At 65.4% G+C, this 26,558-nt stretch carries 19 protein-coding genes; 4 read left to right on the forward strand and 15 right to left on the reverse strand.

The genetic code is table 11. The features are described from left to right. Positions 1-7: 7 nt before the first annotated feature. Together B4393_RS16160 and B4393_RS16165 are read right to left on the reverse strand one after the other, a co-directional pair. Positions 8-4,555 carry a non-ribosomal peptide synthetase gene (locus tag B4393_RS16160; RefSeq protein ID WP_078335120.1) on the reverse strand — a complete coding sequence of 1,516 codons (4,548 nt, stop codon included), beginning with the start codon at positions 4,553-4,555 and terminating at the stop codon, positions 8-10. Beyond that, positions 4,552-9,519, reverse strand: coding sequence for a non-ribosomal peptide synthetase (locus tag B4393_RS16165; RefSeq protein WP_078334952.1), 4,968 nt, complete (start codon positions 9,517-9,519; stop codon positions 4,552-4,554). The genes B4393_RS16160 and B4393_RS16165 overlap by 4 nt, the downstream gene beginning before the upstream one ends. A 230-nt stretch (positions 9,520-9,749) precedes the next feature. Between B4393_RS16165 and B4393_RS16170 the strand changes: the two genes are divergently transcribed. From B4393_RS16170 to nbtC, 3 genes are read left to right on the forward strand one after another with little or no spacing between them, the layout of a single operon-like run. Then, entirely contained in the window at positions 9,750-10,514 is a 765-nt protein-coding gene (locus B4393_RS16170) for a thioesterase II family protein (RefSeq protein WP_078334953.1), read from the forward strand. After that, complete coding sequence (locus B4393_RS16175; RefSeq protein WP_078334954.1) at positions 10,511-11,836, forward strand: beta-ketoacyl [acyl carrier protein] synthase domain-containing protein; 1,326 nt, start codon at positions 10,511-10,513, stop codon at positions 11,834-11,836. Before B4393_RS16170 ends, B4393_RS16175 begins: the two co-directional genes overlap by 4 nt. Before the next feature lie 55 nt (positions 11,837-11,891). Next, positions 11,892-14,918 carry a nocobactin polyketide synthase NbtC gene (gene nbtC / locus B4393_RS16180; protein WP_078334955.1) on the forward strand — a complete coding sequence of 1,009 codons (3,027 nt, stop codon included), beginning with the start codon at positions 11,892-11,894 and terminating at the stop codon, positions 14,916-14,918. Here the strand turns inward: nbtC and B4393_RS16185 are convergent. The 7 genes from B4393_RS16185 to B4393_RS16215 all read right to left on the reverse strand — a co-directional run bounded on the left by B4393_RS16185 (position 14,899) and on the right by B4393_RS16215 (position 21,280). Beyond that, positions 14,899-16,848 carry a copper-translocating P-type ATPase gene (locus tag B4393_RS16185; RefSeq protein WP_109558561.1) on the reverse strand — a complete coding sequence of 650 codons (1,950 nt, stop codon included), beginning with the start codon at positions 16,846-16,848 and terminating at the stop codon, positions 14,899-14,901. The genes nbtC and B4393_RS16185 overlap by 20 nt on opposite strands. 169 nt (positions 16,849-17,017) lie before the next feature. Further along, the gene (locus B4393_RS16190; protein WP_078335121.1) at positions 17,018-17,353 is read right to left on the reverse strand and encodes a hypothetical protein; all 336 of its coding nucleotides are present in this window, start codon (positions 17,351-17,353) and stop codon (positions 17,018-17,020) included. Between the two features lie 8 nt (positions 17,354-17,361). Continuing rightward, positions 17,362-17,775: a hypothetical protein gene (locus B4393_RS16195; RefSeq protein WP_413816152.1), complete on the reverse strand. Its 414-nt coding sequence runs from the start codon at positions 17,773-17,775 to the stop codon at positions 17,362-17,364. Positions 17,776-17,829: 54 nt separating this feature from the next. Continuing rightward, positions 17,830-18,267: a hypothetical protein gene (locus B4393_RS16200; protein ID WP_078334958.1), complete on the reverse strand. Its 438-nt coding sequence runs from the start codon at positions 18,265-18,267 to the stop codon at positions 17,830-17,832. Between the two features lie 74 nt (positions 18,268-18,341). Continuing rightward, positions 18,342-19,223 carry an SDR family oxidoreductase gene (locus tag B4393_RS16205; RefSeq protein ID WP_078334959.1) on the reverse strand — a complete coding sequence of 294 codons (882 nt, stop codon included), beginning with the start codon at positions 19,221-19,223 and terminating at the stop codon, positions 18,342-18,344. 9 nt (positions 19,224-19,232) lie between these two features. Next, on the reverse strand, positions 19,233-20,483 hold the full coding sequence (gene mshC / locus B4393_RS16210) for a cysteine--1-D-myo-inosityl 2-amino-2-deoxy-alpha-D-glucopyranoside ligase (RefSeq protein ID WP_078334960.1): 1,251 nt from the start codon (positions 20,481-20,483) through the stop codon (positions 19,233-19,235). Positions 20,484-20,503: 20 nt separating this feature from the next. Then, positions 20,504-21,280: a 3'(2'),5'-bisphosphate nucleotidase CysQ gene (locus B4393_RS16215; RefSeq protein WP_078334961.1), complete on the reverse strand. Its 777-nt coding sequence runs from the start codon at positions 21,278-21,280 to the stop codon at positions 20,504-20,506. A 55-nt stretch (positions 21,281-21,335) separates the two neighbouring features. Here B4393_RS16215 and B4393_RS16220 point away from each other — a divergent pair, with 55 nt between their 5' ends. Continuing rightward, complete coding sequence (locus tag B4393_RS16220; RefSeq protein ID WP_078334962.1) at positions 21,336-22,184, forward strand: LLM class flavin-dependent oxidoreductase; 849 nt, start codon at positions 21,336-21,338, stop codon at positions 22,182-22,184. 3 nt (positions 22,185-22,187) lie between these two features. Here B4393_RS16220 and B4393_RS16225 read toward each other — a convergent pair whose 3' ends face one another. The 6 genes from B4393_RS16225 to B4393_RS16250 all read right to left on the reverse strand — a co-directional run bounded on the left by B4393_RS16225 (position 22,188) and on the right by B4393_RS16250 (position 26,510). Then, positions 22,188-22,520, reverse strand: coding sequence for a DUF732 domain-containing protein (locus tag B4393_RS16225; protein ID WP_078334963.1), 333 nt, complete (start codon positions 22,518-22,520; stop codon positions 22,188-22,190). Between the two features lie 92 nt (positions 22,521-22,612). Then, the gene (locus B4393_RS16230; RefSeq protein WP_078334964.1) at positions 22,613-23,524 is read right to left on the reverse strand and encodes an LppU/SCO3897 family protein; all 912 of its coding nucleotides are present in this window, start codon (positions 23,522-23,524) and stop codon (positions 22,613-22,615) included. 72 nt (positions 23,525-23,596) lie between these two features. Then, the gene (locus B4393_RS16235) at positions 23,597-24,400 is read right to left on the reverse strand and encodes an SCO1664 family protein (protein WP_078334965.1); all 804 of its coding nucleotides are present in this window, start codon (positions 24,398-24,400) and stop codon (positions 23,597-23,599) included. Then, positions 24,384-24,971, reverse strand: a complete 588-nt coding sequence (locus B4393_RS16240) for a DUF3090 domain-containing protein (RefSeq protein ID WP_078334966.1) — start codon at positions 24,969-24,971, stop codon at positions 24,384-24,386. The genes B4393_RS16235 and B4393_RS16240 overlap by 17 nt, the downstream gene beginning before the upstream one ends. Before the next feature lie 19 nt (positions 24,972-24,990). Then, a complete protein-coding gene (locus tag B4393_RS16245) occupies positions 24,991-25,683 on the reverse strand; it encodes a histidine phosphatase family protein (protein WP_078334967.1) in 693 nt (230 codons plus the stop codon). Beyond that, positions 25,680-26,510 (reverse strand): undecaprenyl-diphosphate phosphatase, encoded by an 831-nt coding sequence (locus B4393_RS16250; RefSeq protein WP_078334968.1) that lies wholly within the window; start codon positions 26,508-26,510, stop codon positions 25,680-25,682. Before B4393_RS16250 ends, B4393_RS16245 begins: the two co-directional genes overlap by 4 nt. Between the last annotated feature and the right edge of the window lie 48 nt (positions 26,511-26,558).

Here is a 26,558-nt window from a genome sequence, read left to right on the forward strand (position 1 = left end):
AATGCCGCTATCGGGCTGCTACGGCCGCAAGCGTGGTCACGCTGCGCTGCCACAACTCCGTCAGCCGTTCGGCATCTGATGTACTGAAAAGGGCCGAACTCCACAGCCAATTCGCCACGAGTTGCGCGCCATCGGCGGTGCCAGTCACGGCGACAGAGATGTTGATGCCGAATCGCAGCGGAAGGTCGGGCTCCGAATTGGTGGGCACCGCGAGATTTCGCGAATCTGTGATGACCGACCAGGGCTGATCGGAGATCCCACTCATGTCCATGCGCCCCAGATAGTTGAATTGGATCTGCGGGTCCGCAGCGCGGATCAGCGTCTCCCAACCCTCGACATAACGCAGCAATCCGTAATCCAGGCCCTCGTAAGGTATTCCGGCCAGATGATCGGCGATCGAATCGAGAAGTACGCGGGCCGACTCCGGGTGTTGCTCGATGTGATCGATCCCGTAGGCAAACTCGCCTGCGCCGATCCGGGCCGGGAAGATGTTGTTGAACCAGCCGACGGTGCCGGTGGTGTCGGTGTCCGACACACCGTCGACGCGACCGTGTCCCTCCATCGACACCAATGTGCCCGCTCCCGGATCTTGCCCACGCTCCTGGCGCCAGCTGGCCACCGTGATCGACAAGGCGGCCAACAAGAATCCACGCACGCCGTCCCGGTTACTCAATGAGGAGAGGAGCTGGCCGGTCACCTCCACCGGCGTGGCAACTCTGGTCGTTCGCAGCGTGTCCCAGGTATCGCGTGCCGGATCGACACTGCGGGCCCCCAGTACCGGGTCCGGCCCGGAAACTTGCGCGGCCCAGTACGCACGTTGGGCATGTACCTCATCGGTGCTTGCGCGCTGCACCATCAACTGGCTCCAGTGTCGATACGACGTGAACTCCACGGACGCCTTGGGCACTCCCCCTGCCTCGACGGTCTGCCAGCCCTCGGCCAGGTCGGCGAGCGCGATATGCCAGGACACGACATCGATGGCGAGATGGTGAACGGACAGCAGCAGCATGTCCTCCTGGTCCGGACTCGCCAACCACACCGCCTGCACCATGGCGCCGGCGCGGGGGTCCAACCTGTCGAAGTTTTCACGCGCGGTAGCGGTGACAACCTCGCCGGCGTGGTCCGCGTCGGGTAATTCCACACGCCTCAAAATGGATCCGGCACGCACCGTTCCCGGTTCGCGCGTCACCACACGAGGGCCGTCGGGGGTGTCCGCCAGCGTCGAGCGCAGCATGTCGTGCCCATCAAGCAGCGTCTGCAACTGCAGTTCGAGATCCCCACTGCCGATCCCGGCGGGGAGTCTCAGCAATACCGACAACGCAAATCGCCGGTAACTACCGCCTTCGAACATCCACGACACCACCGGGAGCGGCGGCACCTCACCGTAGTCGGCCTCTTCCGCAAGGGAATCCACCTCACCGCGGTTGGCCCTGTCGTCGATCAAGGCGGCAAGCTGCCGAATAGTCGGCGCGGCCAGCACCATGCGCGGGGTGATCATCAGATCGCGCTTGCGCGCCTTGTTGACCAACGAAATCGCGACAATGCTGTCCACCCCAAGCGAGAAGAAGTCCTCGTCGATGCCCGGCGCAGTGCCGTCGAACAGTTCGGCGCAGCATTCACACAGCGCACATTCGGTGGCGCTGCTCGGTTGTGCCGCCTCGCCCTCGGCGGCGCCCCCGGACAACGCCTCCAGTGCGAGTCGCTCCAGCGCGGCCCCATCCAGCTTGCCGTTGACCGTGACAGGCAGCCGCGGAAGCGCGACCAGACGCGAAGGCATCATGTACGACGGCAACCGTTCGGCCAGCCTCATCAAGGTGCGAACCGGGTCGAAGTCCGATACACCCCGTTGGGAGACAACAAAACCCACGAGGCTCGCGCCACCCGCACGACGAACCACCGATACCGCCGCGGTGTGCACACCCGGCTGGATCCGCAGCGACGATTCGATCTCGCCGACCTCGACCCGGTAGCCACGGATCTTGACCTGAGAGTCGGCCCTGCCCAGATATGCGAAGCCGCCGTGCGGTAGCCGGCGCACCAAGTCCCCCGTGCGATACATCCGATGGCCCGGCCGCTGCGGATCGGCCACGAAGGCGCCGGCCGTCACTGCCGGCCTACCCGCGTATCCGCGCGCCAATTGAGCGCCTGCGAGATACAGCTCGCCCACGGCGCCATCCGGTACCGGACGCAGACGCGAATCCAGCACGTACCCCGCCATGCCCTGATTCGGTGTGCCGATGGTGGGTGTCGCATAGTCCTTCACCGCCGCGACCACGGCCTCGACCGTCGTTTCGGTCGGACCGTAGCAGTTGTAGACGGCGGTGCCGCCCAACGATCGCAGCCGGTCCCACAACGCGGTTTCGATCGCCTCGCCGCCAAGTGCCAGCACGGCGAGCTCGCGATCGAGCAGTCCCGCGGCAGACAACTGCGCCAGCATCGAGGGCGTGGTATCGATCATGTCGATACCGTGCTCGGTCATGACCCGCACCAATCGGGTTGCATCCCGCATGGCTTCGGCATCGAACAGGTGCACGGTGTGCCCGTCCAACAGGCCGATCATCGGCTGCCAGGAGGCGTCGAAGCTCAGCGACCAGGCGTGCGCGATCCGTAGCGTGCGTCCCAGTCGCGCAGTGGCCGGTCGATACACCCGATCGCGATGGTCCGCGAAGTAACTCATCAGCGCACCGTGGGTGCCGATGACGCCCTTCGGCTCACCCGTCGACCCGGATGTGAAGATCAGGTACGCACTCTGATCGCGATGTACGCCGATCCCGGGGGCCACCGCGGCGCGCCCGGCGATCCGCTCAATGATCTCCGGATCATCGAGCACCAGGGCCCGATAACCCCGATCACCGATCTCGCGATGCCTGTCGAGCGTGATGACAATCTTCGGATTGGATTGCCGCAGAATCGATTCGATTCGCGCGGCGGGCAGATCGATGTCCACCGGGACATAGGCGGCACCCGCGGCCAGCACCGCGAGGATGGCGACGATCGAATCAGCCGAGCGCGGAAGCGCCAGCGCCACTGTCGTTTCCGGAGTCACCCCGCCGTCGATCAGCTCCGCACACAGCCTGGACGCCTCGGCGTGTAACTGTGCATATGTGTAGCGCGACTCCGCACCCGCCACGAGCGCGAGTGTCTCCGGGTGAGCCTGCGCCTCTCGTTCGAACAGGTCCCATACCGAGGTGACGGACCGATCGGCCGCCGAGGCCGTAACGACGATCTCGGCCCGCTCATGCGCGGTCAAAACGTCGAGCGCATCCGGTGTCCGGTCACCGATATCCGGCATCTGACGCAGCACCGAGAGCAGACGCTCACCGATGCTGGCACCCGAAATATGGGGCAATGCCTCGGGAATCGCTTCGATAAGGACCAACAACGCGTCGCCCTGCATATGCGACACCACCGTCACCGGATAGTGAGCCAGACTTTCCATCTCGACCGGGCGGAAACGCGTCCCGTCGGCCAGCTGCACTTCTTGAGCCGCGTCGCCGATGGGCGCATTCTCGAAGACGAACAGGGTGTCGAACAACGCGGCGCTACCCTCGGCCCGCTGCAGTGCCGACAGGCTCAGGTATCCGATATCACGCATCGCGGCCGCTTCGCGCTGCATCTGCGCACACTGCTCGACCACCGAGGCCGAGTAGTCGATGTGATGCACCATCGGCACCGAGTTGATGAAAAGCCCGACCATCCGCTCGACATCGGGCAATTCCTTGGGTCGCCCGGACACGATGGTGCCGAAGACAACGTCGGTGCGATCGGTCAACCTGCCGAGAACAAGCGCCCAGGCGAACGTCGTCACGGTGTTGAGGGTGAGTCCGTTGGTTGCCGCCCAGTGCCGAAGTCGTACGGTTTCCTCTGGCGTCAAAAGGAATTGCGACTTCTCGGGCACACTGTCGTGCGCGGCGACGGCGCCCTCGGCGAGCATCAGTGGCCCGGACACGGTACCCAGGTAGCGCGTCCACCGGGCGGTCGCCGCGGCGGTGTCCTGCGCATTGAGCCATGCGATGTAGTCGCGGTACGGACGCACCGCGGGCAGCCCGTCGACCGATCCGCCCGCCTGGTAGGCGGCAAGCAACTCGCTGAAGAAGATCGCGATCGCCCAACCGTCCATCAGGATGTGGTGGCTGGTGACGATCATTCGGTGCCGCGATTCTCCGGGGACCGTGAGCAACACAATACGGATCACCGGGCCCTTGCCCAGATCGAAGGGGCGAAGCCGCTCGCTCAACGCGATCTCGTCGAATTCCGTTGGCTGTGCGTGGCGTTCTTCCCAGGGGATGTCCGCGTGTGTCGGGACGATCTGCACAGGTTTGGGCAGCCCACGGTCCCAGAAGGCGGCACGCAAATTGGGATGGCGCGTCAGCAGCGCCTGTGCACTGCGGCGCAACAGATCGACGTCCAGCCCGCCGTCGATATCCGCGACGAACTGCATGCTGTACAGATCGACGCTCTCGTCGGCAAGCTGGGATAGCGCGAAAAAACCCTCCTGCAGCGGGCTCAGCGCCAGCACGTCCTCGATCTGGGGCTGCTGCTCGGTCCCCGTCACGACTGTGCCTGCCATGATGCGGTGAGCTCGGCCAGCGCGTCGGCACTCAGACCCGAGGCACTCATCGGAGCACTCTGCTCTGCCTGCGCGGCGGCATCCGAGTTCTTCTCTGCGACAATCTGGTCAGCAGCATCCACCGCTCCCGCCAGCTGCGATATCGTCGCGCATTCGAACACCATTTGTGGAGTCATCGCCAATCCCCGTTCGGCCGCCCGCGTGGACCATTGGATGGAGATGACGCTGTCGCCACCGAGCGCGAAGAAATTGTCCTCGGGATCGACATCGCTGATCTCCAGGAGTTCCTCCAAAATCGCGACAAGCGCGCGCGTGGTCTCCTGCGAGCCCTCGACCGCCGGCGCCACGACGCGTTCGACCGCGGCCGCCGGTGGGGCCAGCAGCCGCCGCATGGCATCGGCCGGAACCAGCACAACGTCGGAAACCCTTGCGTCCTGGTCGTTCACGAACGCATCGAATGCCGCATCCAGAGCCCGCGCGATCAGCACCGTGGTCTGGGCGTCGTACAGGTCGGCGTTGGTAACCACGGTGACATCGAGCCCACCCGCCGGAGTCACGTTCAGCGCAAAGTTCAGATCCAGGTAGGAGACATCCACCTCCATGGGCAAGGGCGACAGCCACGTCTGGCCCGAGCCCGTCAGATCCCGCGTGTCTGCTCCCCAATCCGCACCACGGAAATTGACCATGGTCTGGAACAGGGGGTTCCACGACAGGGAACGGGCAGGGTTGATGGCCTCCACCAATTTCTCGATGGGTAACTCTTGGTGCGCGTGCGCGTTCAGCGTCGCATCACGGCTCCGCTCCAGCGCGGTGCGCAACGTCGGATCGTCCGACAGGTCGTTGCGTAGCGCGACCATATTGGCGAACAGCCCGACGAGATGCGCGACATCTGGATGCACGCGCGCCGCGACCGGGCTGCCGATCACAATGTCGGTGCCACCGCCACATCGATGCAAAACCATGGCCAAAGCCGCCTGGTACACCATGAACTCGGTCACACCGCGCTGCTCGGCCATGCGGGTCAGTGCCTGCCTGCGCTCCGGCGACACGGTGAATCTTTCGACCTCACCGCGCTTTCCGAGGATCTGCGGACGGACACGATCATGTGCCACCGCGATCTCACCGGGTATTCCGGCCAGCGCCTCGCGCCAGTAGGTCACCTCAGTCTGCCCGAACTCGCTGTCGGGACCGAAGGCGTCGCGTTGCCACATCACGTAGTCGGCGTACTGCACCTGTTGCGAATCCCATTGCGGGACTTCCCCGGCGATGCGCGCGCGGTAAGCGGTGACGAGGTCGTCCACGACCACGGTGAACGACGCGTGGTCCGCCACGATGTGGTGCACCACCAGCGACAGTACGTGTTCCTCGGAACCCAGTTCGACGATGGTCGGGCGGATCAGCGACTCCGATTCCAGCCCGAACACATGGTGGCGTAGCTCGGCAAGAGTGTCGCGGAGGTCATCCGGCCCGACACGCACGATCGGCACTTCCAGCTCTCGTGACGGCCGCACAAACTGGTACGGCGCACCCTCGTGGATCGCGAAATTGGTGCGCAGCGACTCGTGACGAGCCACCACATCGTTGATGGCCGCGGCGAGTGCTGAGGTCTGCAGCGGGCCGTCGAAACGCAAGGCGAGCCACATGTTCGCGATATCGGTGACGCCTTCCATCTGGCATTCGAACCAAACGGATAGCTGCGATGAGGACAAGGGCAAGCGCTCGGGACGCACGGCCACCACGAGATCCGGTCGGTCGTCCCGGGGTGCTTGTGCGGTGCCGAGCTGCTGGGCCAGTCCCGCCGGGGTGGGACTGTCGAACACCGCGCGCACCGTCAGGTCGACGCCGAACTGCGCACGGATCTGCGCGACAAGCTTGGCCGCGAGCAGCGAGTGCCCGCCCAATTCGAAGAACGAATCATCCAGGCCGACTTCCTCCCGCCCGAACAGCTCCGAATAGATCGCGCACATCCGGTATTCGGTGGGGGTGGTCGGCGACCGAAATACCCTCTCCGCCATCGGGTTGGGGGCGGGCAACGCGCGCTTGTCCAGCTTGCCGCTTGTGGTCAGCGGAATCTCGGGGATGACCGCGAATGCGGTGGGCACCATGTACCCGGGCAGCATCTCCTGGGCCCGGGCGCGCAGTTCGTCCAGATCGATTTCCGGGGTACTGCCCGCGGCAGGTACTACGTAGGCGGCCAGCATCGGTCCGACCTGTGGATCCTCCACGACGGTGACCACGCAGTGCCCGACCCGCGGGTCGGCACCGATGACGGCCTCGACCTCACCGAGCTCGATGCGATATCCGCGCACCTTGACCTGCTCGTCGGCACGACCGACGAATTCGAGCTGCCCCGAAGCATTGCGGCGCACCAGATCACCGGTGCGGTACAGCCGACCTCCGGGGCTGAACGGGTCCGCGACAAACCGCTCCGCGGTGAGCGTAGGCCGGTCCCGATAGCCGCGGGCCAGCTGCGTGCCCCCGAGGTACAACTCCCCGACGACGCCTGCCGGCACCAGCGCGAGCGCCTGGTCCAGCACGTACGCGTAGACGTTCCGGTTGGGGATACCGATCGGCACAATCGCGTTGCCCTGAGGCCCGTCGACGGACATATGCGTCGAACAGACAACGGCCTCGGTGGGCCCGTAGTGGTTGCGCAATTCGGCGTCGAACACGGTCGCGAACTTGTCGGCCACCTCCCCCGGCAGCGCTTCACCGCCGACGGGAACATGCCGCAGCCCACGCAGCTCGCGGGCCTCGGGGAACAGCAGCACCGAACCGAGCAGCGCCGGCACCATGTGCAGCACGGTCACACCGCGGCGCCGCACCAGATCGATCACATATCCGATATCGGAGAACGGATTCGACTTCGGTATGACGAGCTGTGCCCCCAAGGTCAGCGGGCACAGGATGTCCGCGAGGGAGGCATCGAAGCTGACCGAGGTCGACTGGAGCATCCGGTCCTGCGCGGTCATGCTCCAGTCGGCGGTGAAGGACACCACATGTTCGGCGATCGCCGCGTGTGCCACCGCGACGCCCTTCGGCCTGCCGGTGGATCCCGAGGTGTAGATCACGTATGCCAGGTTCTCGGGCAGCAGCGGACGCAACCGATCTGCATCGGTGATCCGGGCGCCGTCAAGATCGGCCGCCAGCGCCTCGGCATCTCTGAACTCCTTCAGGCTCAACACCATCCGTGGGCCGGCATCGGCGATCAGGTACTCGATGCGTTCCTCGGGCAATGCGGGATCGATGGGCATGTAGGCCGCGCCCGACTTGAGAACCCCGAGCATCGCGACGATGAACTCGACCGATGTCGACATCCGCAGGGCGATGACGTCTTCGGTACCGACGTCCTGGGCGATGAGCCAACGCGCGAACCTGTTCGAGCGCCGATGCAACTCCTGGTAGGTGAGCTCCTCGTCGTCGGCCACCACCGCCAACGCGTCGGATCTGGTCTCGGCGGACACGTCCAGCACATCCACCAGGGTGGTGCCCGGAACCTCGGCCAACACTCCGTGCGAATGCTCCAGTACCGCTGAACGCTCCTCGGCACCAAGGGGATCCAATCGGCCGAGGACTTCTCCCGGACGACTCAAACCGTCCTCGAGTAGCCGTCGGTAGTGCGTAAGGAGCTGGTCGACAAGCCATTCCGGCAGTGCATCGGTCTGGTACTCGATTTCGACGAGCGTGCCATCGGATTCGGCGGCGATCGCCAGGGCCAGCGGGACCTGCGCGCTGACGGCGCCCAGGTCGAGTTGGGTTGCCTGAACGCCGTCCAACCGATATCCGTTGGCGCCCTTGCGCATGCTGAAGCCCAACCGGACCAGCTCTTCCATTCCGTCGTGGCCGTTGGTGCGGCTCGGATTGACCGCGCGCACCACCTCGTCGATACCGACGTTCTGGTGACCGAAGGCGGCCAGACACATCTCGCGCACCTCAGCCAGGTACGAGGCGAAGGTATCGCGTGAGCCCACCGCCGTGCGCAACAACAAGGTGTTGCCGAAGTAGCCAATTGCCTTTTCCGCATTGGCCTTTCGCTCCGCAACCGGAATCGCGATCACAAAGTCGGAGGCCGCCGTGTACCGATGGATGAGGGTCCCGAACGCCGCCAGCAGCACCATGAACGGCGTCGCCGAGCGTTCACGGGCGAATTCCTCGATCCGAAATACGGTCTCGGCGGGCATCGGCACGGCACGGCGCCTGGCTCCCCGGGAGGAATACGTGCTCGCGGGCCCCGGAAGCTCCAAGGGGTCCGGGAGCGGGGTGAGGGATTCGCGCCAGTACTCGAGGTCCGCGCCGGAGGGCGGATCGCCGACCTCCGCTACCACCATGAACTGCGGCGCATCACCCTCGATCGAGCGCCCGTTGTAACACTCGCTCAGCTCGGTGAAGAAGATCTCCCAAGAGTTGTCATCGAAACAGATGTGGTGCACCACCAACAACACGACGAAGTCGTCGGCACCCACCCGCAGCAACGTGACCCGCAGCGGCAGGTCGGCAGCAAGGTCAAACGGCCTTGCGAACTCCCGGTCGGCCGACGCCCGAATCTCCCGATCCTGAGCATCACCAGCCAAGTCCGACAAATCTATTGCAGCCCAGGGAACCTCGACGTCATCGGCAAAGACCTGATAAGGCTCACCGGCGGCGTCAACACCATAGGTGGTCCGCAGTACATCGTGGCGCCGGATTACCGTCGCAAGGGCATCGCGCAAACGCACCTCGTCGAGTGCACCCCGCATGCGGTGCGCGAGACAGACATTGAGCGAGGTATCGGCTGGATCTTTGGTTTGCATGAACCACATACGCCGCTGGCCGGGCGCGAGTTCACGCCGTTCACCGGCCTGGACCCGGGGGGCCTGGTCGGCGGGTTGCGCCGCGACCCCGCTATCGGCAAGTCGTCTGCGCAACAGCTCGCGCCGACGATCCATCGCAGACAGCTGGTCGCCGGTCACCGAGCGTCTCCGCTCATGACAAAAGCCTGGAATCCGAACGACTCCGCGCGCATGAAATGAACCACCTCAATCTGGGAACTATGCCTAGCCTTACCTTAATATCTGCCGGGCACGCCGCGTGACGCCCCATGGGTGCCGTGCATCACCCCGCCCAGAGTGCGGGCCGCGTGCCGCCATCACGGGTTACGTTAGGCTAATCTAACTATCCGCAAGCTGGAAGGAAGCTCGACGTGGATCGCAAACTCGGATGGATCAGGCAATTCCACAAGCCGGAGTCACCCGACGCACCATTGCTGCTGATCTTTCCGCATGCCGGTGCCGGCGCTTCGGCGTATCGCACGCTCTCCAAAGCATCCGCAGCGAATTTCAATGTCCTTATCTTCCAATACCCGGGAAGACAGGATCGCGCAGGAGAACCGGCCCTACCGACTCTCCCCGAAATCGCCGCGGGAGCCTTCACCGAGTTCCAGTCGTCGGAGCACAATCGCCGCGCTCCCCTCCACACCTTCGGCCACAGCATGGGGGCGGTGGTCTCGTTCGAGTTCGCCCGGCTGGCCCAGGCTGCCGGTCTGGACGTGCAGCAGCTGACCGTTTCCTCGGCGGTGGCGCCGTGCAATATCGCCGAGAAACCAGCCCTGCCCACCGATGACGACGCGGTGCTCGCGCATATGGGTGCCCTCGAGGGCACCAACTCCGCCGTGATGGGCAACCTCGATGTGATGCGGATGGCGCTGCCCGTCATGAAGGGCGACTACCGAGCCTTCAACACATACGAATGCGCCGACGGCGTCAAGATCGCGGCGCGTATCCATGCGATCGGCGGCGACCAGGACCCCATGATCACGATGCGCGATTTGTACGGCTGGGGCAAGCACACCGACGAACTGGACGTGACGTTGTTCGACGGCGGACATTTCTTCCTGAATGCGCAGACAGAGGCCCTGGCCGAACTCCTCACCGCGAACACCGCCCACGCGGCCACACCACAACGATGAGCGCCGCCGACGCCGATCCCGTCGTCATCTCCGGAATGGCGATCGAGGCGCCCGGTGGAATAGACACCCCCACGGCGTTCTGGAACGCTCTGGCCGACGGCAGCGAGCTCATCGGTCCGTTCCCCCGCGATCGGGACTGGCCCATCGAACAGCTGCTGTCGCTGTCCAACCTCGAGGGCTGGGGCCGTGTTTCCGATGCCGGCGGATTCCTCACCGATGCAAGCGCTTTCGATCCCACCTTCTATGGCATTACCCAGCGTGAAGCCGTCGCCATGGACCCGCAGCAACGGTTGGCCATGCGGGTGGCCTGGAAGGCCCTGGAAAACACCGGCCTCAACCCGGGTTCACTCGATGGCTCCGAAGCGGGCTGCTTCATCGGCATATCACCCAACGAATACGGGCCGCCGACCGGCGAGATCAACGCGCACAACGGAATGCGGGTGGTCGGCCGTGGACAGCTGGGTGCCGCCGGCCGAATCTCGCATGGGCTGGGTCTGATCGGGCCCTCGGTGTGCGTCGACTCGGCGTGCGCGTCCTCACTGGCGGCATTGCATATCGCGGCCGCCGCGGTGCGCGCCGAGGAATGCGAGTGGGCTATCGCGGGTGGCGTCTGCGTCATGGGCTCACCCGGTGGGTTTTACGAGTTCTCACGCATGCACGCACTCGACCCCGACGGACACTGCCGCTCATACTCCGACGAGGCCAATGGCACCCTCTGGGGTGAGGCCGTGGGAATGGTTGTACTGGAACGTGAATCGCGCGCACGCGCCCTGGGGCACCGGGTGTATGGACGCATCATGGCTATCCGCACCAACCACAACGGCGGAGGCAAGCCCATCCTCGTGCCCCGGGGACGTGCGCAGGCGAAACTCGTCGCGGCCACCATCGCCGCATCAGGTGTCGACCCCGCCGATATCGGGATGCTCGAGGGACACGGCACCGGTACGCGCGCCGGCGATCCGCTGGAGATCATGGCTCTGCAGAGCACGTACGGCGCGGGCGGCTCGAATGCACTCCTCGGGTCGGCGAAATCCAATGCCGGACATGCACAATCCGCAGCGGGAATGGTGGGCCTGATCAAGCTCCTGCTGTCCGGACAGCACGGGCACATCCCGCCGACGCTCTTCGCGGACAACCCCACCACCAAGATCGACTGGTCGATGACCGGCATTCGCCTGGCCACGAAACTGCACCCCTGGGAACCCAGGAACGGCATCCGATACGGCGCCGTCTCATCCTTCGGAGCCGGGGGCGCCAATGCGCACGCCATCATCGCGATGCCTGCTATGGACACCGAGGGAGAGGACGGCGACGATTTCTAGCCACCGCTTACCGAACGGGACCATCCCCGTCCTGCTTTCCGCGGACACCCCGGAGGTGCTTCGCCGTGAGGCGTCGGCGCTTCTCGCGTACGTTGTCGATCACCCGCGAATCGCGCCACATCGCATCGCGGGCATGCTCTTTCGGACCCGCGTCGCGCGCCGATACCGGGCACTGGCCACCGTCGTGGACCACGATCAACTCGTCACCGCGCTGCGCGCCGTGGTCACCGACGTCGAACACCCGCTCGTGGTCCGCAACACCGAACCCGCAACCACGCGCCGCCACGGATTCGTGTTTCCCGGGCAGGGCGGACAGCGCCCCGGAATGGGACGGCTCTTCTACGACGCATTCCCCGACTTCCGCACCGAGGTAGACCGCTGCGCAGAACAGTTCGAGAGACAATTCGGCCGCTCACCGTTGAGTTATCTGCTCGACGAAAGTCTGACCAACGACGACAGTGCGCGCGTCGTCCAGCCCGCCCTGTTCACTCAGATGACAGGCCTGGCGGCGCTGTGGCGCTCGGTGGGCGTCACCCCCGACGCGGCCATCGGGCACAGTCAGGGCGAGATCGCCGCGGCATACGTCGCCGGCATCATGTCTCTTGCCGACGCAGTGACCGTCGTCGGTACCCGAGCCGGAATCGCCGACGAGTTCCCCGCGGACGACTACGCCATGGCGGTCATCGCGGCCGACCGCGATACCTGTGAGGAACTTCTTGCCCGGCAATCCGGTTGGGCCGAGCTCTCGGTGATCAACTCTCCCTCGATGGTGGGGATCTCCGGCCAACACGCGACCGTTCACCAGATCGTCGAACGTCTCACCGAGGACGGGGTCTTCGCGCGAGTGATTCCCGTGCGCTACCCCGCACATACCAGCATGATCGCCTCGATCGGTACCGAGATTCGCAAGGCACTTGTCGGGCATCTCGGCGCCGGCGAGTTCGCCGCCTCGGACATCGATTGCATCGGAGCGACACTCGGCAGCGCAATCAACTGCGACCTGCCCGTCGATCAGTACTGGTTCTGGAATCTGCGCAATGTGGTGCGCTTCGACCGCGCCATCGCGACCGCAGCAGCGGCTCACATCGACACCTTCGTGGAGCTGGCCGCGCACCCCACGCTGCAGCTGGCGATCCGGGAGAACCTTGCGGCGCTGGGCTCCGAACGCACCGCCTGCGTGGTGGGTACGTCCAACCGGAACGCAACAGATCTGTCCGAGTTCACCGCGAATCTGGCCAACCTCGCCGTGCACGATCTCGGCTACAACTGGGATGCACTACGCACCGAGACATCCCCCGCCGTTTCGCTGCCGCTGCGCGATTTCCCGAACGTGCAGAACAACGACATTGCGCTGTGGCTGTCGTACCGCTCGGCAGGTGCGGTTTCGGCGCCGAACCAACCCGCGACCGCGCCGAAGCCTGAACCCGCGCCAGACAATATCGACTCGCGGGCCTATCCGCGGCTCCTGCGCGAGGCATGGACCAAGGTGACCCGGCGCTCCATGATGCCTCCCAGGTCCTATGCATTTATCGACGCCACCGGCGAGGCTGGACCCCTGGTCGATGCCCTCCGGGACGGTGCTCCAGATTTCGGCTCGTCGGCCCAGATCGTCACCGACCCCCGTGAATCCGGTACCGGCGACGGCGACACCGTGGTCATCGTGTTGCCCACGTCGGCTCAGCATGGTGATCATGAGGCCTCCGATGCGGTGGCACAGTTCTTCGGCAACCGCACGTGGTGGCCCGAGCTGTCGAGCTCTGTGACCGGATGCTGGCTCGTCACGGTCGGCGGCGAGCAGGTCATCGCCGATGACGCGTCATCGCATCCCGTACCCGCCGCCATCGCCGCCGCGTTCCGCTGCATGGGTACCGAGCATCCCGGAGTCACCTTCCGGCATCTGGACATCACGCCCGATATCGCACACCCGGACAGCGCCGAAACCATCCTCGCCGCACTGCAATCGGCCGGAGAATCGGAGCTGGCCTTGCGCGCGGACGGCATGTACGCCAAGCGCATCCAGGACGCAGACCACGACGGTGACGCCAAGACCGCCGCCCCGGTACCCGAGCACGTCGTGATCACCGGGGGCACCGGAAAACTCGGCCAAGAATTCTGCGAGCACTATGCCCGTCTGGGCACCCGTCAGATCACGTTGATCAGCCGTTCCGGCGAGACCGACGCGGTGACCGGACGCCTCGATGCCATCCGGCGCAGCTCCGGCGCCACGGTTCGTGCGCTCCGCTGCGATGTGACCGATCCGGGCGCCGTCGCCGAGCTCGCCGCTCAGCTAGCCGAAGCACCCGCGGACCTCATCATCCATGCGGCGGTGGATTATTCGGATATCCCGCTCGCCGAGGTTACTGCCGCCAAGTTCCAGGAGGCGTTGCGCGCCAAGGTCGGCGGCATCGTGAATGTGCTCGATGCCGTGCCCCGCACCGATTCCTGCCGCGTCATGTTGTGTTCCTCCCTGGCCGCGACGATCGGCGGTAAGGGCCAGCTGATGTATGCCGCGGGCAACCGGATGCTGGACGTGCTCGCTTCCCGCCGTCGGGCCGCCGGGCTGGATTGCGTTTCCGTGCAATGGGGGCAGTGGACCGTGCACCTCGATCTCGATGACACGGGTATTGCGAAACTGGCCGCCGCGGGAGTGCACCCGATGCGCCCCGCTGACGCCCTTGCCGTCGGCATGGGACACCACACCGACAACGCTCTTGTCGGCGCGTTCGACCTGACCCAGGCCCGCGCGATGCTGGGCGTGTTCGGCTACGGACCGTTGCTCTCCGAGCTTGAGGAGAACAGCGCGCCGGTGCCTCCCGCCGAGGTGATTCGCCCCGCCGTGGTGGTGCCCGAGAACCGATCCGGACATCTGGTACAACTACTCGCCGAGGTCATCGGCGCCGATCACGCCGACTCCATCGACACCGCCATGCCGATGGTCGCGATGGGCCTGGATTCATTGCAGGCACTGGAATTTCGCCGGCGTGTGCAGGCCGAGCTCGACTTCGAGCTGCCCGTGCAAGATCTGCTCGGCGGCGCCTCGGTGGATCATGTGATCGACGCGCTCACCGCCCAGACGCGGTGAGGATTCGCCGCACGGATTGTTCCGGTCGGATATCCAAGCGGCGCAGCAGTTGTGCGTTGAGCGCGACGACCACGGTGGACGCGGACATGAGGATGGCTCCCACGCTCATCGGGAGCACGAATCCGATCGGGGCGAGGACCCCGGCCGCCAATGGAACCGAGATCAGGTTGTACCCCGCTGCCCACCAAAGGTTTTGCTTCATCTTGCGATAGCTGGCGCGCGACAATTCGATGACCGAGAGCACCGACCGCGGGTCCGAGCTGCCCAGGATGACACCCGCGGAGGCGATGGCGACATCGGTTCCCGCACCGATGGCAATGCCCACGTCGGCCTGCGCCAGTGCGGGAGCGTCGTTGACACCGTCGCCGACCATCGCCACGATATGTCCCTCGGACTGCAGCTGCGCCACCGCCGCCACCTTGTCCTCGGGCCGTACCTCGGCGAACACTCGGTCCACACCGAGCTCGGCTGCCACCGTGTTCGCCACGGCATGCGCATCGCCCGTGATCATGACGACCGATATGCCCAGCCGGTGCAACGCATCCACGGTGTCCCGGGACTCCGGCCGGATGTCATCGGCCAACCGCAGCGCGCCGGCAACCCGCCCATCGGTGAGCACGTGCAGAATGATGGCGCCCTCGCCGCGCCATCTCTGTGCGATCGGCAGCTCTTGTATCCCATGTCTTTTCAGTAAGGCGGGGCCACCGACCGCGACCTGCACCCCATCAACATCAGCGGTGACACCCAGCGCCGGCTCGGAGGAAAAGCCAGCTGCCGCAGCGATGCGCAATCCCCGGCCACGGGCGGCCTCCACGATGGCGCGCGCCAGCGGATGCTCACTGTCGGTTTCCGCCGCGGCCGCAAGCGTCAACACGGTATCGGCGTCGCGCCCGGCGACGGGTTCGACACCCGTCACCGTGGGGGCGCCCTTTGTCAGCGTGCCCGTCTTGTCGAACAGCACGACGTCCACGGTGCGCATCTGCTCCAGGGCAAGACGGTCCTTCACCAAGACCCCGCCCCGGGCCGCGCGTTCGGTGGCGATGGAAACGACGAGCGGAATGGCCAGGCCCAACGCGTGCGGGCAGGCGATCACCAGCACCGTGATCACGCGAACCACCGCGGTATCGGGCGCCCCCAGGATCGTCCAGGCCACAGCCGTCAGCACGGCCGCGCCGAGCGCGAACCAGAACAACCAGCCCGCGGCCGTATCGGCGATCCGCTGAGCGCGTGAGCTGGATGCCTGAGCATCCGCGACCAGGCGCTGGATTCCGGCGAGTGTGGTGTCCGCACCCACCGCCGTGACTTCCACGCGCAGACCGGAATCGGTGGCTACCGTGCCCGCGACCACCTGATCGCCGACCGCACGCCGCACCGGGCGAGACTCCCCCGTCACCATCGATTCGTCCAGATGCGCACTGCCCTCGGTGATCCGGCCATCGGCGGGCACCGAGCCGCCCGGGCGGACGACGACGATGTCGCCCGCCCGCAGATCGGCAGGCGGCACCGGCACCACCGTGTCTCCTTCGACCCGCTCGGCGGTATCCGGCAGCAGTGCCGCCAAGGAATCGAGCGCGGACGTGGTCTGCGCCAGCGACCGCATCTCAATCCAGTGACCCAGCAACATGATCACCACGAGAAGCGCCAGTTCCCACCAGAAATTGAGCTGGTGATCCAGGAACCGGAGACTGGCGCCCCATGACGCGGTGAAGGCCACCGTGATCGCCAGCCCGATCAGCAGCATCATTCCGGGCTTACGACTGCGGACCTCGGCGACCGCGCCTTCCAGGAAGGGTTTGCCGCCCCAGAAATAGATGACGGTGCCCAGCACCGGCGATACCCACGGAACCCATCCGGTGGCCGGCAGCTGATAACCGATGACCATCGCGAACATGTCATTGAACGCCACCACCGGTATCGAGAGCACCAGCATGATCCAGAACAGCCGACGGAACTGCCCGACATGATCGCCGTGTCCGGCATGGCCGTGATGCTCGTGTGAAGCATCGTGCCCGGTCGGATGTTCCGGGTGATCCGAATGCGAGCTCATACCGCCATTAAATACCCCCTAGGGGTACCCGTCAACGGGTCGCTCACCTCGGTCAACATTGAACGTCGACGTCCATGGTGCGATACATCAGTTGGGACCCGACCCCGTTGGCGCGTTTTTTGGGACTGGGGTCCGCCACCCGGGGAGAGGTCCACCAGTACTCGGACTTGCCTTCGCGCACCGACGTCACGGAACACATCTGCAACGGCTTGCCGCCGGTCCTGTGGACGATGACCTTGTCGCCTTGGCGTTGCAACTGCGTGATCACTTGCAGTGCATTGGGGGCCGCGGGGCCTGCCGACGCCGCTGGAGGCGTGACGACGGCCAGCGCCGCCACCAGGAACGCTGCCGCCAGACCTGCACGGCACGGAAACTGTATGCGGTACACGAGGATCCCTAGCACTGCACCATGAGGTACATGACGTGCGAGTCCAGCGATCTGGTCGGCGGCCCCTTGCGCTGCGGCACCTGTTTGTAGATATGTCGACCGACACGTATCGACGTGGCCCGGCATTGGGACATCGGTTTGGCGGGCCCGCTGCGGTTGATGATGACCTGGTCCCCGCGCCCCTTCAGTTCGGCGACCATGGCCTGGGCGTTACCCGGGGCTTGCGGCCCGGGTTGTGCCGGACCCGCGGCGGCCGGAGCAGAAAATACGACGGCGGCGAGCCCCGCCGCCAAGGCCAGGCCGCCGATGGATCCGGTAACTCGGAAGCACGGCAAAGACAAAGAAGATGAAGATGATGAAGTCACGATGATCGTGTCCTTGAGTGGAAGGTGTTGAAGCCATGACTGATTGGCGGCCGACAGCGCAGAGCGACTATCGGGCCGGTGCCATGTCGAAAAGGCACACGCGAATGCCAATCAGCGCCGCATCACACAGAAACGCAGAAGATGGTCACGGCCGCTTCTCAACAACCAATGGGGACGTTGCCGGGGTGGGCCACGCTTGCGCGGACTCCATGCCACCCACAGAGCGAGTGCGACGAACGACATCATCGCCGGCGCGATGACCCAGCCATGCGGGGCGCTGCCCACGGCGGCAATTGCCGCGGTTACCGGCGGCGTACGGCACTCGTGATGATTTCCCCCGTCAACGGCGGCAGCGAGCACGTGCGGAATTTCGGCGATGTGCGTCGACACGGCCGCCGCACCGCCGGTGATTCCGGTGGTCGCGTCGCTGGTCTGCGGGCATTTCAGCACCGCTACCAGCAAGACCGCGAGGATCAGCAGCGCCCTCAGCAATGCCGACACGGTGATGGGGGCCCCACGCCCCACCACACGATCACCATTGAGCGCCATGGGGCCACCCTACACTCACACCCCATACCCGTAGTGGGTATTAAAGTGGGTATCCAGGCGGGTGGAAAGCTTCGTTATCCCCGATCGGCGCCGTCGCGTGCGGCGCGTTGCAAGGCGGCGACCTCGGCGTCTATCCGTGGCAGGAATTCGGGAGCGATGCCCCGCAGCGGGATCTCGCCAAGCGACGTCGACATCACCGGCTTGATCCAGCGCGTCACACCCACCCATGCGGGACAGTTGATGCGCCTACGTCGCTTTTCAATACCCTTCACGAACGCCTTGCCACATGCCTCGACCGAGGTCACCCTGTCCAGCGGCGGTGGCAGCCGGGTCAACATCTCCGAGAACGCCGACAGATTGGCCTTCTGGTCATTCACCATCGAGGTATCGATCCACGACATGTGCGCCGATCCGACGTCGACACCGTGATGTGCCACCTCCAGGCGCAGGGCGTTGGCGAAGTGCTCGGCGGCCGCCTTGGATGCGTTGTACGCCGTCACCGCCGGCGCGGCGGCATAGGCCGCCAGCGAGGACACGACGAGCACGTACCCCTGCCGTTCGATCACCGATGGCAGGGCAGCGCGCACCGTGTGAAACACCCCGAGCACGTTGACATCAATCAGCTTCTTGAAGGTGGCCGGATCGATCTGCAGCACCGAACCGAACGTCAACAGGCCCGCGTTGGCCAGCAGCACATCGATCCCACCGAACCGCTCAACGGCCCGCGCGACGGCCTTTTCCATGGCAGCCAAATCACACACATCGGCGACGGCCACCTGCACGCGGTCACGGCCCAGTTCGTTGGCAATCGCGTCGAGTTTGGCCTCGTCCAGATCGGTCAGCACAAGGTTGGCCCCCTTGGCATGCAGCCTGTGTGCGACTTCCACACCGATACCGCCGGCACCGCCGGTGATCATCACGGTCTTGCCTGCGATGTTGTTCGCCGTTGAACCCATGCGACGACGCTACAGCTGCACTCCCAGCAGGGCATCCACCGCATCGCGCACCTGGGTGCCCGCCGCGGCATCGTGGCCACCATAAGCCAGGGCGTCGGTCACCCAGTTATCCAGGGCAGCAAGGGCTTTCGGTGTATCAAGATCGTCCGCCAGATAGCGCCGGACCCGCGACACCACATCGCGGGCGCTCGGTGCGGTCGGGAGGGCCGCCGCATGGCGCCAGCGGGCCAACCGGCTCTGGGCATCGCCGAGCACGGCATCGCTCCACGAACGATCGGCGCGGTAGTGGCCGGCCAGCAACCCAAGCCTGATCGCGGCGGGATCCACCCCCTGGGCCGTCAGTCCCGATACCTTCACCAGGTTTCCCCGGCTCTTGGACATCTTGTGCCCGTCCCACCCGATCATTCCGGCGTGCACGTAGTGCCGCGCGAATCGGCGTTGTGCGGTAACGGCTTCGGCGTGCGCGGCGCTGTATTCGTGGTGCGGGAAGATCAGATCGCTGCCACCGCCCTGGATGTCGATACCGGCGCCGAGCTCACGCAGCACGATCGCCGAACATTCGACATGCCAGCCGGGACGGCCCGGCCCGAATGACGCCTCCCAGCTCGGCTCCCCGGGCCTCGCGGCCCGCCACAGCAGAGCATCGAGCTCATTGGCCTTACCGGGACGATCCGGGTCGCCGCCACGCTCGGCGAAAAGGCGCGACATGGTCCCGATGTCGTAGCCCGACTCGTACCCGAACTGTTCGGTGGCATCGACACGGAAGTACACGTCAGGATACTCCGGATCGTCCACCACATACGCGGCCCCCGACGCGAGCATCTTCTCGACGAGTTCGATGATGCAGGCGATCGACTCGGTGGCACGCACGTACTCTCGCGGCGCCAGCACCCGCAGCGCGGTCATATCGCTGCGGAACAGGTCGGTTTCCCGGTCGCCCAGCTCGCGCCAATCGATTCCGTCGCGATCGGCCCTTTCGAAGAGCGGGTCGTCGATATCGGTGACGTTCTGCACGTAGTGCACATCCAGGCCCGCGTCGAGCCACTGCCGATAGATCAGGTCGAACGTGAGATACGTTGCGGCATGGCCCAGGTGGGTGGCGTCATACGGGGTGATCCCGCATACATACATGGTCGCGGCCGCCCCCGGACCCGATGAGGGCGTTACCGGCCGTACCTGACGGTCGGCGGTGTCGTACAGCCGCAATTGCGGACCACGACCGTCGAGTTCAGGAACCGGCGCCGACGCCCACGACTGCATACCCACACCTTATGGGGTGGTTAGACGCGCCCGGCGACCGCGTCCAGCAGCAGCGGCGCCAAGTCCGGACGGCACATGATCAGGTCCGGCAGGTACGGATGCGGTTCGTTGTACCGCAGCGCAGAGCCATCGAGCCGTGAGGCATGCAGCCCGGCAGCCAGCACCACCCCGGCCGGAGCTGCCGAATCCCATTCCCATTGCCCGCCGCCGTGCAAATAGGCGTCAGCCTCACCGCGCACCACCGCCATGGCCTTGGCGCCGGCCGAACCCATCGGGATGAGCTCGATGTTGAGTCGCTGGGCCATATCGGTCAGGAATTTGGGTGCGCGGCTGGCACTGGCCACGATCCGGATCGGGTCCGATTCAGCACGCGCCGAAGGCACCACCCGGGTCTCGTCGGTACGAAAAACGGTGCCCGCACCGGGCAGCGCCACGGCAGCATCGGTGATCGAACCACCCCCGTGTTGTCCCTCCGGGTCCGCCTGCCACAGGGCCACATGCACCGCCCAGTCATTGCGACCCTCGATCCCGAATTCGCGGGTGCCATCGAGCGGATCGATGATCCACACGCGCTGTGCGCCAAGGCGTGCCTTGTCGTCCACGGCCTCTTCCGAGAGCACCGCGTCCGCGGGACGCTCCGCCGCCAGCCGCTCCAACAGCAGCGTGTTCGCCCGCTTGTCACCGGCCGCGCCGAGCGCCTTGGGGTCGTCGAACCCGATCTCGGCACGCACCTGCAACAACAGCTGTCCGGCGTCGTGGGCAAGTTCTGCGGCAAGTGCGGCATCGGAAAGAGTCACCCGGTCAGTATTACCCGATCAGGATTTGTCACACCCCGTCGGCATACTCGCGCCCATGACCGCCTGCATCCAATACGGAATCGTCCTGACAACGGGAGACGCCGCCGACGTCGCCGAGCTGGCGCCCCTCGCCGAAGAAGCGGGGTGGGATGCGATCTTCGGCTGGGAACCGGTCTGGGGTGTCGACGCCTGGGTCGCACTGACCGCCGCGGCCATGCGCACCAACCGGATCAAGCTCGGCACCATGCTTACTCCCCTGTCGCGCCGCAAACCGTGGGATCTGGCATCGACCACCGCGACGCTGGACCGACTCTCCGGCGGACGAGTCATCCTGTCCGTGGGAATGGGTGCACTGCATGACAATTGGCTGGCCTTCGAGCGCGACCAGGGCCGCACGACCCGTGCCGAGCTACTCGACGAGGGCCTCGACGTCCTGTTCGGGTTGTGGGAAGGCCAACCCTTCAGCTACCAGGGCAAGCACTACCAGGTCACCCCGACGACGCATCTGGTACCAGATCCCCCGGCACAGCGGCCACGCATCACCACCTGGTGTGTGGGTCTGCTCGGAGCGGATAGGTCCATGGCCCGCGCCGCCCGCTGCGACGGACTGCTGCCCAACATCACCACCGCCGACGGACAATTCGACTTCCATCCACCAGTGGACCGCTGGCTCGACGCCGCACGCGAAATTCATTCGCTGCGAGGCGAATTGGGGTACGACAACAACTACGACGTGGTGTACGAGACGACCACCGACTGGAACGATCTCGAGGTCACCCGCGAGAAGGTCGCGACCCTACGCGATGTCGGCTACACCTGGTACCTGGACTCGGATTGGCACGCCGAACACCAGAATCCACTGGCCGCGTTGCGCGCCCGCATCGAGAGCGGACCACCGCGCTAGACGTCAGTGTTTGACGTCAGGGCACAGGGTTTTCGGGGCGATATCCACAATTGAGGCCACTTCCCATCGAGCCTGAATGCCCGGAAACACAGTGGCGGCGGCAATCGCGTCGTCTTTGGACGCCCCCGACCTCAACGCATCACACGCCCGGTAGCCGCTGGCCAGGTATCGGGCAGAGGCACCGCCAAAGATCGCGGTACCCGGCGTGGTGTCGTTCAACATCTGCAGAAACTCAACCTCGCCGTCGGCGTGCGCCGGTGCGGCAAGGCCGATCCCCGCCACGACCGAAGCAGCAAGAAAACCGGCAGCCGAAAGCCGGCGGAAATGTGTGATCATGATGTCCCCTCTGATGAGGAGACGATTTTATGGTCTCGTTCTCCCTGGTGGGAAGCGATTTCCCTAGAGTCGACTGATCCCAGATTCCAAGATCACGGCGCGAATTCGCCCGTACAGATCGCCATCGGCGGATCAGGGAACGCGAAGGAATGAACAACACCGGGCTTGCCCTTGCATTGCGCCGCTTCCTTCGTCCCCTGGATCACGAACAACACCGGGAAAGCCTTCGGTGACTGGCAGGAATCGGCCGCCACGAACACGGTGCTTCCCATCACCACAGCCGTCTGATAGCAGGAGCCGACCCGCAGTTGCGGGGCAATGCAGTAGGAGAAATCACCAGCGGTAAATCCCGTGTACGTCGCTCGGCATTTGCCGCCCGGAACCACTTCGATCACGCGCCATGCCGCCTTGGGGTCGGTACACGCCACCGCCTTGTAGTCCGAGGGGGCAGCCAGCGCGATGCAGTCACCGACGGCGGCCACCTGCCCGGCAGCCTTGGGCGGGCCCGTCGGTGCCGGAGGCGGGACGGGCATCGGCGCGGCAGGCGGCTGCACGGGCGGCGTCAGATATGTCGGCGCGCCACCGGCTGTCGGTAATTCGGGGTTCGCATACGAAACCGTGGTGCTGGTCGGCGAGCTGGCCGACTGCCTCGGATCGCTATCCCTACTCATGATCAGCACCAGGACCAACGCCAGCACGACGACGACGGCGCCCGCGATCGAGGCGATCAGAATCCATGGTTTGGACTGTTTCTGCTGCCCATAGGGGTCCTGCCCAGGAAGTCCCGGATACATCGGCGGAACCGGATACCCCTGCGGGACCCCGTCGTACAGACGGCCGATCGAATCATCCGGGTAGTCCGCGGGTGCGTGGCCGAACTGTTGCTGCGCATATCCGAACTGGTCCGGCGGCGGCGCTGCCTGCCAGTGGTCCTGAGTCGGCTGCTCGGGCGCGCCCCACTGTGCCGCTCCCCCGTACTGGTACGGGTCGTTCGGTCCTGTCATGTCTGCACCCCCGCTAACCCGATCCGCACCGACGCGGTGCGCGCTGTGCCGACCAGGCTAGACGATCGGCAATCAAAAGGCGGGCCACGGTATGGGCCTGTTGCGATCGGGCATCGGCATCGTCGGTTCATCCAGCATCATCGCAGCGCGTTGCCGCAAAGCGGTCACTTCGTCCACAGTGACGTGGGCCGCCAGGGCAGCACCGAATTCCCCGCGCAATACCTCCTCGAGGCGAACCACATCGGCGAGTAACTCGGGTTCGACCGGCTTGCCCGCCCAACCCCACAGGACGGTCCGGAGCTTGTCCTCGGCATGCAGGCAGATGCCGTGATCGACGCCGTAGACGCCGCCGTCGGCGCCCCGCAAGACGTGACCGCCCTTGCGGTCGGCGTTGTTCACCAAGGTGTCGAACACCGCCATCCGGCGCAGCAGCGCGTCATCGGCGTGCACCAACACGATTTCGGCACCATCGGCATCCAGCGCCCGCAAGATCGGCAGGTAGCCCGGCGGCAGGGTATCGGGCAGACAGATGTCGACCAGGTCCGGAACACCGTCGGGCAACTCCGGCTCGTGGATCCACCGCTGCACCATGCCAACCCCGGCCGGGCCGTCGCGAAATACCGTGTACGGCACCACATTCCAGCCCAATTCGGCCGAGATCAAATATGCCGCAACCTCGCGGCCGGCCAGGGTGCCGTCCGGGAAGTCCCAGAGCGGCTGCTCCCCCCGGACCGGTTTGTAGACACAGTGCACGCTGTCCCCCGACTGGGACTGCGTCTCGCACAGAAACGTGGCGTTACTCGCCGACCGGATGCGCCCGATGACGGTGAGCTCACCGTCACGGATCGCGGCGTAATACTCAGGACTCGGTGTCATCTGTCGCCCCGGGCACCGTTCCGCGGCGGTAACCATTGGTACGCACGCAGATGTGTCCGGCCGGATCGAGCGGCTCCTCGCACAGTGGGCACGGGGGCCGGCCCGCGGAAACCACCCTGGTGGAGCGGGTTGCGAACTGTCGTGCCGCTTCCAGCGACAGGAACACCCGAACGGCGTCCGGGCCGTCCTCGGAGTCGTCCAGCACCACTGAGGCATCAAATTCCTGCTCGCTGACGGCAAGCAGTTCGACAACCACCGAATTGGCCTCGGCGTCCCAGCCCAGTCCCATGGTGCCGACCCGGAACTCCGCGTCCACTGGCATCACCAGTGGATTGAGGTCATCAACCACCTCCGGTTCCGGCGGAATCGGGGTTCCGAATCGGCGATTAACCTCCGATAGCAGCGTTCCGATGCGTTCGGCGAGCACCGACACCTGTTGCTTCTCCAGCATCACGCTGACGATCCGGGTTTCGTGGACAGCCTGCAGGTAGAACGTACGGTTCCCCGGCTCCCCGACTGTTCCGGCGACGAAACGGTCCGGGCTGCGGAATACGTGAATCGATCGCGGCATGATGCCTCCAAAAATACCGCTAGTCGGTGGTACCGCCGACTGTCGCGTCGGAGGCCCCCCCGGCGGGCTTCTCGGGCGGCCGGGCGCCCAGCGCGCTGGACAGGTCTTGACCGGTGTGGTTCATGTGCACGACGAAGGGCCGCAGCTCGGTGTAGCGCACCACACTCATCGATGCCGGATCGGCCACGATGCGCTGGAAGGCGTCCAAGTGGGTGCCGAGCGCATCGGCCAACACCGACTTGATGACATCTCCGTGAGTGCACGCCACCCAGACGCAGTCGCCGCCACGTTCCTCGGACAGCTTCCGGTCGTGCTCGCGCACGGCGGCCACCGCCCGCGCCTGAACCTCCGCGAGGCCCTCACCGTCCGGGAACCGCGCCGCGCTGGGCTGCTGCTGGACCACCTTCCACAGGGGTTCGGACAGCAACTCGGCGATCTGGCGGCCCGTCCACTGCCCGTAGTCCACTTCCGCGAGCCGGTCCTCGACGATCGGTGTCAGGTGCAACGCCGCCGCCAGCGGCGCCACGGTCTGCTCGCACCGCAGCAGGGGCGACGTGACGATCGCCTGGACCGTCACCGCGCCCAGGCGCTCGACCACGCCACGGGCCTGGATCTGCCCCTTCTCGTCGAGCTCGACACCGGGACTTCGGCCGGCCAGAGTGTGGGCGACATTCGAGGTGGATCGGCCATGGCGCAACAGGATTACCGTCATGACGCGCTCACCACACCGGTAGCCAGCAGGCCCATCACCGTCAGACCCAGGACCACGCGGTATCCCACGAACCAGTACATGCTGTGGTTACTGATGAACCTCAGTAACCAGGCGACGGCCGCGTAGCCGATGACGAATGCGATCAGTGTGGCCACCAGCAACTGCGGGCCCGTCGCGCTCATGCCCTCGGTGACCGGATGGAAGGCGTCGGGTAGCGAGAACAGACCGGAAGCCAGCACCGCGGGAATCGCCAGCAGAAATCCAAATCGGGCGGAGGCGGCGCGATCCAGGCCGAGGAACAGCCCCGCGCTAATGGTGGCGCCCGACCGGGACACGCCCGGAATGAGCGCCAAAGCCTGTGCGCTGCCGACAATCACAGCGTCCTTCATGGTCAGCTGTTCGGTGTGGCGCACCTGACGCCCGTAGTACTCGGCGGCAGCGATGACCAGCGCGAAGATAACGAGAGAGGCCGAGATCAACCACAAATTCCTTGCACCGGAACGGATTTGATCTTTGAACGCCAGACCCAGAATCCCGATAGGCAGGGTGCCGACAATGACGTACCAACCCATCCAGTAGTCAAAGTTTCTGTGCGCCTTGACGAAAAGCCCGTCAAACCAGGCACGGAGGATGCGCCAAATATCCTTGGCAAAATAGAGCAACACCGCCGCCTCGGTACCCAGTTGACTGACCGCGGTGAAGGACGCACCGGCATCCTCGTGGAAGAACAACCGCGACACGATGGCCAGGTGACCGGACGACGAGACCGGCAGGAACTCGGTGAGCCCCTGGACCACCGCCAGCACGATCACCTGCAACCAGGACATTGCCGCTACAGCCGAATCCACGACAGCGACCGTACTGGACGCGCCGGC

The organism is Mycobacteroides franklinii, from assembly GCF_002013895.1.
Lineage (GTDB): Bacteria > Actinomycetota > Actinomycetes > Mycobacteriales > Mycobacteriaceae > Mycobacterium > Mycobacterium franklinii.